Source organism: Serratia sp. B501 (genome assembly GCF_051172315.1).
In the GTDB taxonomy this organism is placed as follows: domain Bacteria; phylum Pseudomonadota; class Gammaproteobacteria; order Enterobacterales; family Enterobacteriaceae; genus Serratia; species Serratia ureilytica.
The window spans coordinates 927,712-941,937 of record NZ_JBPIZB010000001.1; the positions used below are offsets into that span (position 1 = coordinate 927,712).

Consider the following 14,226-nt stretch of genomic DNA (forward strand, 5'->3'; position numbering starts at 1 on the left):
TTTATCACGCAAGCACAGGGGGATCGACTATCGTCAAGTCTCGATTACGTCCGGCGTTGGCGCCGGTGAAATAACGGCGCTGCCAGGAGCGCCGTCGCGGGGTTATTTGGCCTTGCCGTCGCTCTTTTTCAGCGTGTCTTTCAACTGGCCGATCAGCTGGCTGCGGAAATCGCCAAGCTTCGGTTTCTCCCCTTCCAGCCACGGCAGCGGGCGACACAGTTCCATCGCCTTGATGCCCAGCCGCGCGGTCAACAACCCGGCGCCGATGCCCTGCGCCGCGCGCGCCGACAGTCGCGCCGCCAGATCCTGCGACATCCAGTCCATGCCCACTTCGCGCACCAGTTCGGAGGCGCCGGCGAAGGCGATGTTGAGCAGCACCAGCCGGAACAAACGAATGCGGCTGAAGTAGCCCAGTTCGATGCCGTACAGCGCGGCGATGCGGTTAATCAAACGGATGTTGCGCCAGGCGATAAACGCCATATCCACCAGCGCCAACGGGCTGACGGCAATCATCAGCGTCGATTCGGCGGCGGAGCGGCTGATTTCGCGCCGCGCCTGATTGTCGAGCACCGGCTGCACCAGTTTGGCGTACAGCTCCACCACTTCACGGTCATTTTGGGTTTCATGCAGCGAGGCCTGCCAACGCTGCAGCGCCGGATGCCCCTGATCCAGCCCGGCCTGGCGCGCCAGCTTCTCGCAGAATTCGCGCCCTTGCCCCAGTCCGTGGCTGTGCAACAGCTCGCGCGCCACGTCGCGCTCTTCCGCGCGCTGGCGCAGCCGATACAAACGCCGCCATTCGGTGACCACCGAACCGACGCCGGCGAACACGATCAGGCCGCCGGCCACGCCGCCGCCCATGGCGATCCAGTCCTGCTGCACCCAGGCGGTATGCACCCACTGCACGCCCTGCGCCACCACGCTGACGCCGAACAGCGCCAGCCCGGCGGTCACCATTTTGCGCCACAGGCTGCGTTTCGGCTTCAGCGCAGCGTTGATGATGCCCTCGGCGCGCCCTTCCTCCTCCTCCTGCTGCAGCTCCGGCGCCGCCGGAAAGAAGCTCTCCGCCTGCTCGGCGTCGAAAGCGACGCCGGCACGCAACGTCGGTTCCTGCGGCGGCTGCAACGGCTCGTCAAAATCGATACGCGGTTTGATCGGCTCGCTCATCGCAATTTGTCTCCCAGTAAAAATTCCATCACCGCATCCAGACGGATATGCGGCAACGGGCTGTCCACGCTCATGGCGCGCGGGCGAAACTCATCGAAGTGGAATCCCTGGCTCTGCCAGAACGCCGGCCCCGGCAAACGGGCCGGCACTTCGCCGGGGAACACCGTCAGCGGCGCGCCGTCGCTGAGGCGATTGCCCTTCAGCGCCGGAATACGCTGCCCCTGATGATCGACAATGCCGCTCTCGGTCGCCTGCACCGAGGCCAGGCCGACGCAATCCATGCTGATGCCTTCGAACGCCGCGTTCTGCCACGCCTCTTGCACCAGCTGTTGCAGCAACGACACCAGATTGGCGTGCTGATCGGCGGTGATGTGGTCCGCCTTGGTGGCGGCAAACATCAGTTTGTCGATGGTCGGCGAGAACAAGCGGCGAAACAGCGTGCGTTTCCCGTAATGGAAACTCTGCATCAGTTGGGTCAGCGCCAGGCGCATGTCGTTGAACGCCTGCGGGCCGCTGTTGAGCGGCTGCAGGCAGTCAACCAGCACGATTTGCCGATCGAAACGGACGAAATGCTCTTTATAGAAGTTTTTGACGATCGACTGGCAGTAATAATTGAACCGAGCGCGCAGCATGCCGATATTGGTGTGTTTGTCGGCCTGCGCCAGTTTCGACTCGCCCACCGCGGCAACATCGGGCCACGGGAAAAACTGCAGCGCCGGTGCGCCGGCCATGTCGCCCGGCAGCACGAAACGGCCCGGTTGAATGAAGTGCAGCCCTTCGCTTTTGCAGCGCAACAGATAATCGGTGTAGGCCTGGGCGATCGCCGCCAGGCGATTTTCGTCGGCCGGGGCCAGCGGATCGCAGGTTTTACACAGGTCAAGCCAGGGCTTGGCCCATTCGGCGCGTTCCCCCTGCAGCAGCCCGGTCATCTGCCGCGACCAGGCCAGGTAATCCTGCTCGAGCATCGGCAGATCCAGCAACCATTCGCCCGGATAATCGACGATCTCCAGGTACAGCGTCGAGGTGTCTTTGAAATGGCGCAGCAACGAGTCGTTGGAGCGGTAACGCAGCGCCAGTCGGATTTCGCTGACGCCGCGCGTCGGCGTCGGCCAGGACGGCGGCGCGCCGTACAGCTGCGCCAGCCCTTCGTCGTAGGTGAAACGTTGGATGCCGAGATCGCGCTGCGGGATGCGCTTGACGCCCAGCAGGCGTTCTTCGCGCACCGGTGAAAACAGCGGCATGCGCGCGCCGCTGTGCACATGCAGCAGTTGATTGACGAAGGCGGTGATAAAGGCGGTTTTGCCGCTGCGGCTCAGGCCGGTCACCGCCAGGCGCAGATGGCGATCCATTCCGCGGTTGACCAGCGAGGTTAACTCATTTTGCAGTCGTTTCATTGCTCTCCTTGACGTAACGCCCGAATGCCTTGTTCAGGCCTTTACGGAACAGCGGTTCCAGCACCAGCGCCAGCACGAAGCGCACCGGTTTGCGGCCGACGGTCTTCAACAGCCAGCCGGCGGCGCCCGCCGGGCCATAGTTCAATAACGCTATGATGATGACTTTAGCCAATGTCTTCAACATTGCCGCCGTTCCTGATTTAAATCCACCCGTTCTGGTGGCGTTCGCGACATCAATTTTATTCATGACAATGCCCTCCGGCACAAGACGATTAAGATAACCTTCAACGGGATGACGACGGCGAGATATCCGGCCTGCACAGGCCGGATATCGCAAGAAGAGTTACAGCTTGCGGAAGCGGCTCTGAACGCCGAAGGTGTCGGACGTCACGTAACGCTCGACCTGACGCAGCTGCTGTTCGCCGCTGCCCAGCTCATATTCCAGCTGATCGAGCAACTGGCGCGGCGTCTTCTGATGCTCGCCCTCGAAACGGCTGGCCGGCGCTTCGTCCAACACGAACACCAGCGCGATATAGGCCACCAGCGTGAAGAAAAACAGCCCAAAGAACAGCGACAGCACCACCATCACGCGGATCAGGCGCACCGGTACGTCGAAATAGTGAGCCAGACCGGCGCAGACGCCTTTCACCATGCCTTCTTCGGGTACGCGATAAAGCTTTTTACTGCCCAGCGTCATGCTCATCAGGACTGTCTCCAGTTCGGGTGTTCCGCATCGAGGATCTCTTCCAGCGCCTGAATGCGTTCACGCATGCGTTTGGCGTCTTCCGCCAGCTGCGCCAGGCGCTGCATTTCTTGCTGACTCAGCTGGATGCCGGTCTGTTGCCGATTGCTGTAATGCAGCCAAAGCCAAATCGGCGCGACAAACAGCACGAAAATTGTCAGCGGAATGGCAAGTAATAAAGCACTCATTGTTATTCCTTCTTATCGGATCCTGGATAGGCGGCCACCTCCGGCGTGTGGCCGCGGTTCGCCTTACTCGGAGCGGTTCATCTTGGCTTTCAGCGCCGCCAGCTGCTCACTGATGGCATCGTCGGCTTTCAGCTCAGCAAACTCCTGGTCCAGCGACTTCTTTTTACCGATGCTGATGCTTTCCGCTTCGGCTTCCATATGGTCGATGCGACGTTCGAACTGTTCGAAACGCGCCATCGCCTCATCCAGCTTGCCGCTGTCGAGCTGACGGCGCACCTCGCGCGAGGAAGATGCGGCCTGATGGCGCAGCGCCAGCGCCTGCTGCCGCGCGCGGGTTTCGGTCAGCTTGTTTTCCAGCTCACCGATTTCGCTCTTCATGCGCGCCAGCGTTTCTTCTACGGTCGCCACTTCCTGCGTCAGCGTGGCGATCAGGTCGGCAACCTTTTGTTTTTCGATCAGCGCCGCGCGGGCCAAGTCTTCTTTATCTTTGCGCAGTGCCAGCTCGGCTTTTTCCTGCCAGTCGCTTACCTGGCTTTCACCCTGCTCGATGCGACGCAGCAACTGCTTTTTCTCCGCCAGCGCGCGCGCCGACGTAGAACGGACTTCAACCAGCGTGTCTTCCATCTCTTGGATCATCAACCGCACCAGCTTCTGCGGATCTTCCGCCTTGTCCAGCAGGGTGTTGATGTTGGCGTTCACGATGTCGGCAAAACGAGAAAAAATACCCATAATTCACTTCCTCTTGGTTCTGATGGCGTCTGAAGCGCCGCGTTAAGTCGTACAGCTTGCCCAAAGAGATAATCAAAACCCGTGCCAACTTTTATCTAATTGAAAAACAACAACTCTTTATTTTTGACTCTCTGCGCGCTTGCTGTAGAGTGATTATTTTCACCAAACATTGGCGAATTTCATCATGAACGAACAGCCAGAGAATTTGTTGGGCGAAGCAAACGCCTTTGTCGAAGTATTGGAGCAAGTCTCCCAGGTGGCAAAGCTGAACAAACCGGTGCTGGTGATCGGCGAGCGCGGCACCGGTAAAGAGCTGATCGCCCATCGTCTGCACTACCTCTCCAACCGTTGGCAAGGGCCGTTCATCTCGCTTAACTGTGCGGCGCTGAATGAAAACCTGCTGGATTCCGAGCTGTTCGGCCACGAGGCCGGCGCCTTTACCGGTGCGCAGAAACGTCATCTGGGCCGCTTCGAGCGCGCCGACGGCGGCACGCTGTTCCTCGATGAGCTGGCGACCGCGCCAATGCTAGTGCAGGAGAAATTGCTGCGGGTGATCGAATACGGCCAACTGGAACGCGTGGGCGGCAGCCAGCCGCTGCGGGTAGATGTGCGCCTGGTGTGCGCCACCAACGACGATCTGCCGGCGCTGGCGGCGGCGGGCAAGTTCCGCGCCGATCTGCTGGATCGGCTGGCGTTCGACGTGGTGCAGCTGCCGCCGCTGCGCCAACGCCGGCCCGACATCATGCTGCTGGCCGAGCACTTCGCCATTCAAATGTGCCGCGAGCTGGCGCTGCCGCTGTTTCCCGGCTTTACCGAACGCGCCAGGCAGACGTTGCTCAACTACGGCTGGCCGGGCAACGTGCGCGAACTGAAAAACGTGGTGGAACGTTCGGTCTATCGTCACGGCGACAGCGACAACCCGCTGGATGAGATCGTCATCAACCCGTTTGCGCCACGCGAGGCCACGCCGCTTACGCCTGCCCCTGAAGGCGCCGGCGCGTTGCCGGCGCTGCCGCTCGAGCTGAAAAACTGGCAGTTGGAGCAAGAGAAGGCGCTGATCGAAGCAGCGCTGCAGCAAGGGCGATTCAACCAGCGCAAGGCGGCGCAGCTGCTGGGGCTCACTTACCACCAGTTGCGCGGCATGCTGAAAAAGCATGCGCTGCTGCAAAACGGCGAGCAAGACGAGGATTAGCAACGCGGGGATTGGATGCCGGTCTTTCCCGGCCGTCAGCTATTAGCCCCAGGTTGAGAGATGTGGCCTGAGAACGGCCGCCTGAAGAGGTCGGCTTTTTAGCGGCCTGGTCAGGCGAAGGCATCAATGCCGGTCAGCGATGCCGAAAGCGCCCACAGACGCTGCGCCTGTTCCGGGTCGATCGCGTATTCCTTCACGCCGACCAGCGCCTGACTGTCGTGGACGGCGATGCCGGCAATATCGCCATCCTCGCAGTAGAGGCCCCCCAATCCCTGCAACTGCGGTGAGGTGGCGGCCCAGACCTGCGTAGCAGCCCCCTGCTGAGGCGTTTTAAGGGCATCGGGATCGGCCGGATTGCCCTCTTCGTCCATCCAGCCCAGGGCTATCATCTCTGCTCTCGATATGTGCCGCTGCAGCGGCGTGGCGATGCTACCCGGATGCAGGCTAAATGCGCGGATCCCCCGCGAGCGGCCCAGAAGATCCAACCAGACGGCGAACAGGGCATTCGCCGTCTTCGACTGACCGTACGCCAGCCACTTGTCGTAACCGCGTTCGAACTGCACATCTTCCCAGCGGATCGCCGAATGGTGATGCCCGGCGGAGGAGACGGTGACCACCCGCCCGCCATCGGCAATGGTCGGCCACAGCAAATTGGTCAGCGCATAGTGGCCGAGATGGTTGGTGGCGAACTGCCTTTCCCAACCGTGCCCCACCCGCGCCTCCGGGCATGCCATCACCCCGGCGTTGTTAATGACGATATCCGCCCGTAGGCTCGATGCGGTAAAGTCTGCAGCGAAACGACGCACGCTGTTCAAATCGGCGAGATCGAGTTCGGCGATCTCAATGCAGGCACTCTGCCCTAACACCGCTTTGGCTGCCGCCGGTGCCCGGCAAGCGACGATAACCCGTGCGCCGGCGTCGGCCAGCGCCAGCGTCGTCTCCAGACCGAGGCCTGAATGGCCACCGGTGACGATGGCCAGCGTGCCTGACAGATCCTGGCCCGCGAGCACCTCGCCGGCGGTCGTTTTGGGCCCGAATCCTGACTTGATGGGGGTTTGTTGGGTAATCACAGGCATTCTCCTCACGGTTAACAGTGGCCGGCCAAACGCAGCCGGCGCGTCGATGAGAAGGAGTATGAAATTCCGTCACGGGACTGTGAATGCATGAAACCCCGAACTTCTGTCGAGATCGTCCAGGTTACGCGGCGAAAAAAGAAGAAAGTGGAGCATGATGGCTCGCCAGGCGAGGTTTCCGGTCTGAAACAGGCAAAAAAAAAAGCCAGCACCCGAGCTGGCTTAAAAAACACTGGAAGCAATGTGAGCAATGTCGTGCCTTCCACATCAGAGCCGCAAACTGTGGCCTTCCGTGAACTGCCAGGCGATGATAATAGTTATCAGTATCGTCTGTAAAGCACTTTGTTGAGAATTTTTCTCATTACCACACGAAGATTGCGCAATTACCACTCAGGGAACGGGTCTGCCATCTCCAGCCAATAGTCCACGCCGGCGGCCATTTCGTCGTCGCTCAGCAGGCAGTCGTCCAGCAGACGCACGATCGCCGCCTGTTGCAAGTGCTGGCCGATAAACACCAGCTCCTGGCGCATGTCGCCGAACGGCTCCACCCATTTCTCCTGTATATGCGCCCGCGTTTGCGGATCTTGCGGCCAATTGTCTTGCGGGATCGCGCGCCAAAAGGTGCCCGCGAGGCCGTAATGGGCGATGCCGCCGGCCTGGCTCCACTGCCCGGCCTGCCGCGGCCGCGTCGCCAGCCAGAAGAAGCCTTTCGAACGCAGCAGCTTGCCGCCGCCCCAGTCGCCGTTGATCACGCGGTAGAACTTGTCCGGCGCAAACGGCCGCCGCGCCTGATAGACAAAGCTGCTGATGCCGTAGCTTTCCGTCTCCGGCACGTGTTCGCCGCGCAGCTCTTTCAGCCAGCCGGGTGCCTGCTGCGCCTTTTCAAAGCTGAAGCTGCCGGTATTCAGCACCGCCTCCAGCGGCAGTTTGCCCGGCGCGATCGGCACAATGCGGGCGTCGGGATTCAGGCTGGCCAGCAGCGCCATCACTTCGCCCTGCTGCGTTGGCGTCAACAGATCGGTCTTGCTGACCAGGATCACGTCGCAGAATTCAATTTGCTCAATCAACAGGTCCGCCACGCTGCGCAGATCGTCCTCGCCCAGGCTTTGGCCGGCCTCCTGCAGGCTTTGCGCCTGTTGGTATTGCCGGATGAAATTCACCCCGTCGACCACCGTCACCAGGGTATCCAGCCGGGCGAACTGCGACAGGCTTTCGCCCGTTTCATCCTCAAAGGTAAAGGTTTCCGCCACCGGCAGCGGTTCGGAGATGCCGCTCGATTCGATCAACAGGTAATCGAAACGCCCGTCCTGCGCCAGTTCGCGCACCGACACCAGCAGGTCTTCGCGCAGCGTACAGCAGATGCAGCCGTTGCTCATCTCCACCAGCTTCTCCTGCTGGCGATCGAGGCGCACTTCATTCTCCACCAGCGCGGCGTCGATATTCACCTCGCTCATGTCGTTGACGATCACCGCCACGCGCATGCCCTGCCGGTTGTTCAGGATGTGGTTCAGCACCGTGGTCTTGCCGGCGCCGAGAAAGCCGGAAAGCACGGTCACGGGAAGTTGTTTCATGGGGACCTCATTAAAATTCATTGCGTAATGCCTGGTAACCGCGCACCAGTTCGACGTTGGTGGCGGCCACTTCTTCCGAAAACTGCAGCGCGCTGCGATCGACCTGGCGATAGCGCGACAGGTCGCTGTCCGGCCCCACGCGCTCGGTCGAGGGGATATAGCGGTTTTCCGGCAGCGTCACGCCGTCCACGACCGCGTTGTAGCGCACCACGCAGCCGGACTGAACGTGGCAGTTGAACAGCACGCTGTTGAACCCGATAAACACCCGATCGTCGATGCGGCACGGGCCGTGCACGATGGCGCGGTGGGCGATCGAGCTGTAGCGGCCAATTGTCACCGCCGCCCCGCTCTTGGAATGGATCACCACGCCGTCCTGAATATTGGAGTGCGAGCCGATGACGATCGGCTCCATGTCGCCGACGGCGTTCAACTCGTCGGCGCGAATTACCGCATAAGGGCCGACGTAAACGAAATCTTCAACGATCACCCGGCCGCAAATAATGGCGGTGGGATCGATGTAGGCCAGCGGCGAGACCTGCGGCAGATGGCCACTGGGATTTTTACGCAGCATGGTGTTCTCCCCGCCAGCTCAGCTCCGCCACCGCATTGTGGGCATGCAGGCTCTCCTGATGCTCGACGCGCAGCGAAAAAGCGCGGTAGTCGCACTGGCTGCGCAGCATGCGATACAGACGGCGCGCCGCGTCCTCGCAAAACATCAGATTCTGACCGTTGGCCAATGCGAAGGCCTGTTCGTCGCTGCGTTTCACCAGCGTTTGCACCGGCGTGCCCAGCGCGTGTTCGATGCGATCAATCAGTTTCACCGGCTCAAACGCCCGTTCATTCTCGGGCGTCACGGTGATCCAGGCCCAGCTGCGCTGGCTGTGGGGGGTGGCCGGCATCCCTTGCTCCAGCAGCCACTCGCTCACCTGCCGTTGGCTGACCCGCTCCGCCGCCTGTTCAAAATCAAACTGGAACTGTTGCTGCGCCAACTGACGGCTGAGCGCCGCCGAACTCGGGCAGGTGGAGGAATAAGGCACGCCGACGGTCAGTGCCAGCGTCAGCGTATCCGTCAGAGTGGCCTCGATGCGCAGCGGATAGGCTTTCCAGCCGCGCTGCGGCGACAGCAGCGCCGGGCGTGACAGCAACAGCTCGCCGCCGATCGACAAGCTGGCGCGATCGCTGTGTTCCGGCTGCGAAGCCAAAAAGGCCTGCAGCGTTCGGCCGATGCGCTGCGGCGTCAGCTCGCCCTGCGTCAACTCGTCCAGCGCCAGATACAGCCGCGACATGTGAATGCCGCGCTCGCCCGCCGCTTCGGCGCGCAGGTTGATACCGGCGTCGACCTTCGCCATCAATGGCTTGCCGGCCAGCTCCAGCGGCAGCGCGATCCCTTGCATCCCGACCCAATCGAGCCCGACATCACTCATTTCGCCGCGCCATGCCTGAGCATCCGGCAGCGAACGGCGTGGTGGAAGTGCAACTTCGTTCATACATCCCCTTGCGTTATTGTGACTTTGCCGGGGAACGGTAACATGATTTTGTTATATTATAACATAACATGGAAAACTTTTTTCTTGCCGCTGAACGGGCTGATCAATCAAGTCGCAGAAAACTCAGCGATTTTGCTCAATGGATTGGGCTGCTGGTCAGAGTGCGATACACTAACGCTATTGCTGATTAACCCATGAGCCTCTATGCGTGGTTTACCCTTTTGGATACTGTCGTTGTGCCTGACGGGCTCTGCCCTGGCCGCGACAACACCGCCCGCGCCCAGCGCGGCGCCGCTGCCGGACATTCGCCAGAGCGGCTTTGTTTATTGCGTCAGCGGCATACTGAATACCTTCAACCCGCAAATGGCCAGCAGCGGCCTGACGGTGGATACCCTGGCCGCCCAGCTGTACGATCGCCTGCTGGACGTCGACCCCTACACCTATCGCCTGATCCCCGAGCTGGCGCAGAGCTGGGAGGTGCTGGACAACGGCGCCACCTACCGCTTCCATCTGCGCAAGGACGTGCCGTTTCAGACCACCGCCTGGTTCACGCCCACCCGCAAGATGAACGCCGACGACGTGGTATTCAGCTTCGCCCGCGTATTCGATCAGAAACACCCGTATCACGACGTGAACGGCGGCGAATACCCCTATTTCGACAGCCTGCAGTTCGGCGATTCGGTGCAGAGCGTGAGAAAGCTCGACGACTATACGGTGGAGATTCGCCTGCAGTCGCCGGACGCCTCGTTCCTGTGGCATCTGGCGACCCACTACGCGCCGGTGCTGTCCGCCGAGTACGCCGATCTGCTGACGCGTGAGGGCCATCAGGAGCTGATCGACCGCGAGCCGGTCGGCAGCGGCCCGTTCCTGCTCAACGAATACCGCTCGGGGCAATATATTCGCCTGGCGCGCAACGCCGCCTACTGGAAAGGGCTGCCGCGCATGCCGCAGGTGGTGATCGATCTGGGCGCCGGCGGTACCGGCCGCCTCTCCAAACTGCTGACCGGCGAATGCGACGTGCTGGCTTATCCGGCGGCCAGCCAGCTGTCTATCCTGCGCGACGATCCGCGCCTGCGCCTGACGCTGCGTCCGGGGATGAACATCGCCTATCTGGCGTTCAACACCCGCAAACCGCCGCTCGACAATCTCAATGTGCGCCAGGCGATCTCGCTGGCGATCAACAACCAGCGGTTGATGCAGTCTATCTATTACGGCACGGCGGAAACCGCCGCCTCGATCTTGCCGCGCGCCTCCTGGGCCTATGACAACGACGCGCACGTCACCGAGTACGATCCGGCCAAATCTCGCGAGATGCTGCGGCAGGCCGGCGTCGGCCAGCTAAACCTGAAGCTGTGGGTGCCTACCGCCTCGCAGTCTTACAACCCGAGCCCGCTGAAAACCGCCGAGCTGATCCAGGCCGACCTCGGCCAGGTGGGCATCAACGTCACCATCGTGCCGGTGGAGGGCCGCTTCCAGGAAGCGCGCCTGATGGAGATGAACCACGATCTGACCCTGACCGGCTGGGCCACCGACAGCAACGATCCGGACAGCTTCTTCCGGCCGCTGCTGAGCTGCGCGGCAATCCGTTCGCAAACCAACTATGCTCACTGGTGTGACCCGAGCTTCGACGAAGTGCTGCAGAACGCGCTGCTGTCGCAGCAGCTGTCTCAGCGCATCGACAACTACCGCAAGGCGCAGAAAATCCTTGAGCAGCAATTGCCGGTGCTGCCGTTGGCGTCTTCCCTGCGCCTGCAGGCCTATCGTTACGACATCAAGGGATTGGTGCTGAGCCCGTTCGGCAACGCCTCGTTCGCCGGGGTGTACCGTGAATCCGCGCCGGAGGTGAAAAAGTGATTATCTTTACCCTGCGCCGCATTCTGCTGCTGCTGATCACGCTGTTCTTCCTGACGCTGGTCAGCTTCAGCCTGAGCTATTTCACGCCGCGTGCGCCGCTGAACGGCGCCGCCCTGCTGGACGCCTATCAATTCTACTTCGTCAGCCTGCTGCACTGGGACTTCGGCGTCTCCAGCATCAACGGCCAGGCGATCAGCGAACAGCTGCGCGAAGTGTTCCCGGCCACCATGGAACTGTGCCTGCTGGCCTTCGCCCTGGCGCTGTTTATCGGCATTCCGCTGGGCATCATCGCCGGCGTGCTGCGCGGCAAGTGGCAGGACACCGCCATCAGCACCTTCGCGCTGCTGGGCTTTTCGATGCCGGTGTTCTGGCTGGCGCTGCTGCTGATGCTGTTCTTCTCGCTGCATCTCGGCTGGCTGCCGGTTTCCGGCCGTTTCGATCTGCTGTATCAGGTGAAACCCATCACCGGTTTCGCGCTGATCGACGCCTGGCTGTCGGACTCGCCGTATCGCGCCGAGATGATCGGCAGCGCCCTGCGCCACATGATCCTGCCGATCGCCGCGCTGGCGGTGGCGCCCACCACCGAAGTGGTGCGGCTGATGCGCATCAGCACCGACGACGTGCTGAGCCAAAACTACATCAAGGCCGCCGCCACCCGCGGCCTGTCGCGCTTCACCATCATTCGTCGCCACGTGTTGCACAACGCGCTGCCGCCGATCGTGCCCAAACTGGGGCTGCAGTTCTCCACCATGCTCACGCTGGCGATGATCACCGAAGTGGTGTTCAGTTGGCCGGGCCTCGGCCGATGGCTGATCAACGCCATTCGCCAACAGGACTATGCGGCGATCTCCGCCGGCGTGATGGTGGTCGGCACGCTGGTGATCACCATTAACGTTCTGGCCGACATTCTGGGTGCGGCAACCAACCCGCTGAAACATAAGGAATGGTATGCCCTTCGATAACGTATACCGCGAGAAAAAGATGCCGAGCCCGCTGCGCTACACCTGGCGGATTTTCTATGGCGACGCGCTGGCGATGATCGGTTTTTACGGCGTGATCGCCCTGCTGCTGCTGTCGCTGTTCGGCAGCCTGCTGGCGCCCTACGCGCTGGATCAGCAGTTCCTTGGCTATCAACTGCTGCCGCCGTCCTGGTCGCGCTACGGCAACGTGTCGTTCTTCCTCGGCACCGACGATCTCGGGCGCGACATCCTCAGCCGCCTGTTGACCGGCACCGCCGCCACCTTCGGTTCCGCGCTGGCGGTGACGCTGGCCGCGGCGTTCTGCGGCGTGATCCTCGGCGTGTTCGCCGGCGTCACCCACGGGCTACGCTCGGCGGTGCTCAACCACATCCTCGATACCCTGCTGTCGATTCCGTCGCTGCTGCTGGCGATCGTGGTGGTGGCGTTTATCGGCCCCAAACTTGAACACGCCATGCTGGCGGTGTGGCTCGCCTTGTTGCCGCGCATGGTGCGCACCATCTACAGCGCGGTGCACGACGAACTGGAGAAAGAGTACGTGGTGGCGGCCCGGCTTGACGGCGCTTCCACGCTGCAGATCCTGTGGTACGCGGTCATGCCGAACATCGCGGCGGTGCTGGTGACCGAGTTCACCCGCGCGCTGTCGATGGCCATTTTGGATATCGCCGCGCTCGGCTTCCTCGATCTCGGCGCGCAGTTGCCTTCGCCGGAATGGGGAGCGATGCTCGGCGATTCGCTCGAGCTGGTGTACGTCGCGCCCTGGACGGTGATGCTGCCCGGCGCGGCCATCCTCGTCAGCGTGCTGCTGGTTAACCTGTTAGGCGACGGTATGCGCCGCGCAATCAATGCCGGGGTGGAATAATGCCGTTACTCGATATCCGCAATTTGACGATTGAATTTATGACCGCCGAAGGGCCGGTCAAGGCGGTCGATCGCGTCAGCATGACGCTGACCGAGGGCGAAGTGCGCGGGCTGGTGGGCGAATCGGGCTCCGGCAAGAGCCTGATCGCCAAGGCCATCTGCGGCGTAACCAAAGACAACTGGCGCGTTACCGCCGATCGCTTTCGTTTCGACGACATCGATCTGCTGCAGCTGAGCCCGCGCGAGCGGCGCAAGCTGGTGGGCCACAACGTCTCAATGATCTTCCAGGAGCCGCAGTCCTGTCTCGACCCTTCCGAGAGCATCGGCCGCCAGCTTGCGCAGGCCATCCCGGGCTGGACCTATAAGGGCCACTGGTGGCAGCGCTTCAACTGGCGCAAACGCCGCGCCATCGAATTGCTGCACCGCGTCGGCATCAAGGATCATGACGACATCATGGGCAGCTTCCCGTACGAGCTGACGGAAGGCGAGTGCCAGAAAGTGATGATCGCCATCGCGCTGGCCAACCAACCGCGCCTGCTGATCGCCGATGAGCCGACCAACGCCATGGAACCGACCACGCAGGCGCAGATTTTCCGTCTGTTGGCGCGCCTCAACCAGAACAACAACACCACCATTCTGCTGATCAGCCACGACCTGCAGATGATGAGCAAGTGGGCCGATCGGGTGAACGTGCTGTACTGCGGGCAAACGGTGGAGAGCGCCCAGTGCGAAGAGTTGCTGGCGGCGCCGCACCACCCTTACACCCAGGCGCTGATCCGCGCCATGCCGGACTTCGGCCGCTCGCTGCCGCACAAAAGCCGGTTGAATACGCTGCCGGGCGCCATTCCTTCGCTGGAACACCTGCCGATCGGCTGTCGCCTGGGGCCGCGCTGCCCTTACGCGCAGAAGAAATGCATCGAAACGCCGCGCCTGCGCCCGGTCAAAAACCACTTCTTCGCCTGCCACTTCCCGCTGAACATGGAGGAGCAATAAC

16 protein-coding genes are annotated in these 14,226 nt (G+C 61.8%); 6 read left to right on the top strand and 10 right to left on the bottom strand.

Features of this window, described 5'->3' with window-relative positions; all coding sequences use genetic code 11:
• Positions 1 to 102: 102 nt before the first annotated feature.
• The 6 genes from ACSBQV_RS04555 to pspA all read right to left on the bottom strand — a co-directional run bounded on the left by ACSBQV_RS04555 (position 103) and on the right by pspA (position 4,217).
• On the bottom strand, positions 103 to 1,164 hold the full coding sequence (locus ACSBQV_RS04555; RefSeq protein WP_033650280.1) for a YcjF family protein: 1,062 nt from the start codon (positions 1,162 to 1,164) through the stop codon (positions 103 to 105).
• Entirely contained in the window at positions 1,161 to 2,558 is a 1,398-nt protein-coding gene (locus ACSBQV_RS04560; protein WP_099785780.1) for a YcjX family protein, read from the bottom strand. The genes ACSBQV_RS04555 and ACSBQV_RS04560 overlap by 4 nt, the downstream gene beginning before the upstream one ends.
• Positions 2,539 to 2,805, bottom strand: a complete 267-nt coding sequence (pspD, locus tag ACSBQV_RS04565; RefSeq protein ID WP_099785782.1) for a phage shock protein PspD — start codon at positions 2,803 to 2,805, stop codon at positions 2,539 to 2,541. The genes ACSBQV_RS04560 and pspD overlap by 20 nt, the downstream gene beginning before the upstream one ends.
• 96 nt (positions 2,806 to 2,901) lie before the next feature.
• Positions 2,902 to 3,261, bottom strand: coding sequence for an envelope stress response membrane protein PspC (gene pspC, locus ACSBQV_RS04570; RefSeq protein WP_033643233.1), 360 nt, complete (start codon positions 3,259 to 3,261; stop codon positions 2,902 to 2,904).
• Positions 3,261 to 3,488 carry an envelope stress response membrane protein PspB gene (gene pspB, locus ACSBQV_RS04575; protein ID WP_004930553.1) on the bottom strand — a complete coding sequence of 76 codons (228 nt, stop codon included), beginning with the start codon at positions 3,486 to 3,488 and terminating at the stop codon, positions 3,261 to 3,263. The genes pspC and pspB overlap by 1 nt, the downstream gene beginning before the upstream one ends.
• 63 nt (positions 3,489 to 3,551) lie before the next feature.
• A complete protein-coding gene (gene pspA, locus ACSBQV_RS04580; protein WP_004930555.1) occupies positions 3,552 to 4,217 on the bottom strand; it encodes a phage shock protein PspA in 666 nt (221 codons plus the stop codon).
• Between the two features lie 184 nt (positions 4,218 to 4,401).
• Here pspA and pspF point away from each other — a divergent pair, with 184 nt between their 5' ends.
• On the top strand, positions 4,402 to 5,409 hold the full coding sequence (gene pspF / locus ACSBQV_RS04585) for a phage shock protein operon transcriptional activator (RefSeq protein WP_033650277.1): 1,008 nt from the start codon (positions 4,402 to 4,404) through the stop codon (positions 5,407 to 5,409).
• Positions 5,410 to 5,519: 110 nt separating this feature from the next.
• On the opposite strand, the gene ACSBQV_RS04590 is transcribed toward pspF, so the two are convergent.
• Complete coding sequence (locus tag ACSBQV_RS04590) at positions 5,520 to 6,479, bottom strand: SDR family NAD(P)-dependent oxidoreductase (RefSeq protein WP_099785784.1); 960 nt, start codon at positions 6,477 to 6,479, stop codon at positions 5,520 to 5,522.
• Positions 6,480 to 6,572: 93 nt separating this feature from the next.
• On the opposite strand from ACSBQV_RS04590, the gene ACSBQV_RS04595 reads away from it, so the two are divergent.
• Entirely contained in the window at positions 6,573 to 6,818 is a 246-nt protein-coding gene (locus tag ACSBQV_RS04595; protein ID WP_199169661.1) for a hypothetical protein, read from the top strand.
• A gap of 47 nt (positions 6,819 to 6,865) precedes the next feature.
• Here ACSBQV_RS04595 and zigA read toward each other — a convergent pair whose 3' ends face one another.
• From zigA to folE2, 3 genes are read right to left on the bottom strand one after another with little or no spacing between them, the layout of a single operon-like run.
• Positions 6,866 to 8,053: a zinc metallochaperone GTPase ZigA gene (gene zigA / locus ACSBQV_RS04600; protein ID WP_047026024.1), complete on the bottom strand. Its 1,188-nt coding sequence runs from the start codon at positions 8,051 to 8,053 to the stop codon at positions 6,866 to 6,868.
• Positions 8,054 to 8,063: 10 nt separating this feature from the next.
• Positions 8,064 to 8,624, bottom strand: a complete 561-nt coding sequence (locus ACSBQV_RS04605) for a carbonate dehydratase (RefSeq protein WP_060660657.1) — start codon at positions 8,622 to 8,624, stop codon at positions 8,064 to 8,066.
• A complete protein-coding gene (folE2, locus tag ACSBQV_RS04610; RefSeq protein WP_099785786.1) occupies positions 8,614 to 9,540 on the bottom strand; it encodes a GTP cyclohydrolase FolE2 in 927 nt (308 codons plus the stop codon). Before folE2 ends, ACSBQV_RS04605 begins: the two co-directional genes overlap by 11 nt.
• Before the next feature lie 204 nt (positions 9,541 to 9,744).
• Here folE2 and sapA point away from each other — a divergent pair, with 204 nt between their 5' ends.
• From sapA to sapD, 4 genes are read left to right on the top strand one after another with little or no spacing between them, the layout of a single operon-like run.
• Entirely contained in the window at positions 9,745 to 11,394 is a 1,650-nt protein-coding gene (gene sapA / locus ACSBQV_RS04615; protein ID WP_033643238.1) for an ABC transporter substrate-binding protein SapA, read from the top strand.
• Entirely contained in the window at positions 11,391 to 12,356 is a 966-nt protein-coding gene (sapB, locus tag ACSBQV_RS04620) for a putrescine export ABC transporter permease SapB (protein WP_004930575.1), read from the top strand. The genes sapA and sapB overlap by 4 nt, the downstream gene beginning before the upstream one ends.
• Positions 12,343 to 13,233 (top strand): putrescine export ABC transporter permease SapC, encoded by an 891-nt coding sequence (gene sapC, locus ACSBQV_RS04625; protein WP_004930580.1) that lies wholly within the window; start codon positions 12,343 to 12,345, stop codon positions 13,231 to 13,233. The genes sapB and sapC overlap by 14 nt, the downstream gene beginning before the upstream one ends.
• Complete coding sequence (sapD, locus tag ACSBQV_RS04630; protein ID WP_016927551.1) at positions 13,233 to 14,225, top strand: putrescine export ABC transporter ATP-binding protein SapD; 993 nt, start codon at positions 13,233 to 13,235, stop codon at positions 14,223 to 14,225. The genes sapC and sapD overlap by 1 nt, the downstream gene beginning before the upstream one ends.
• Position 14,226 lies beyond the last annotated feature (1 nt).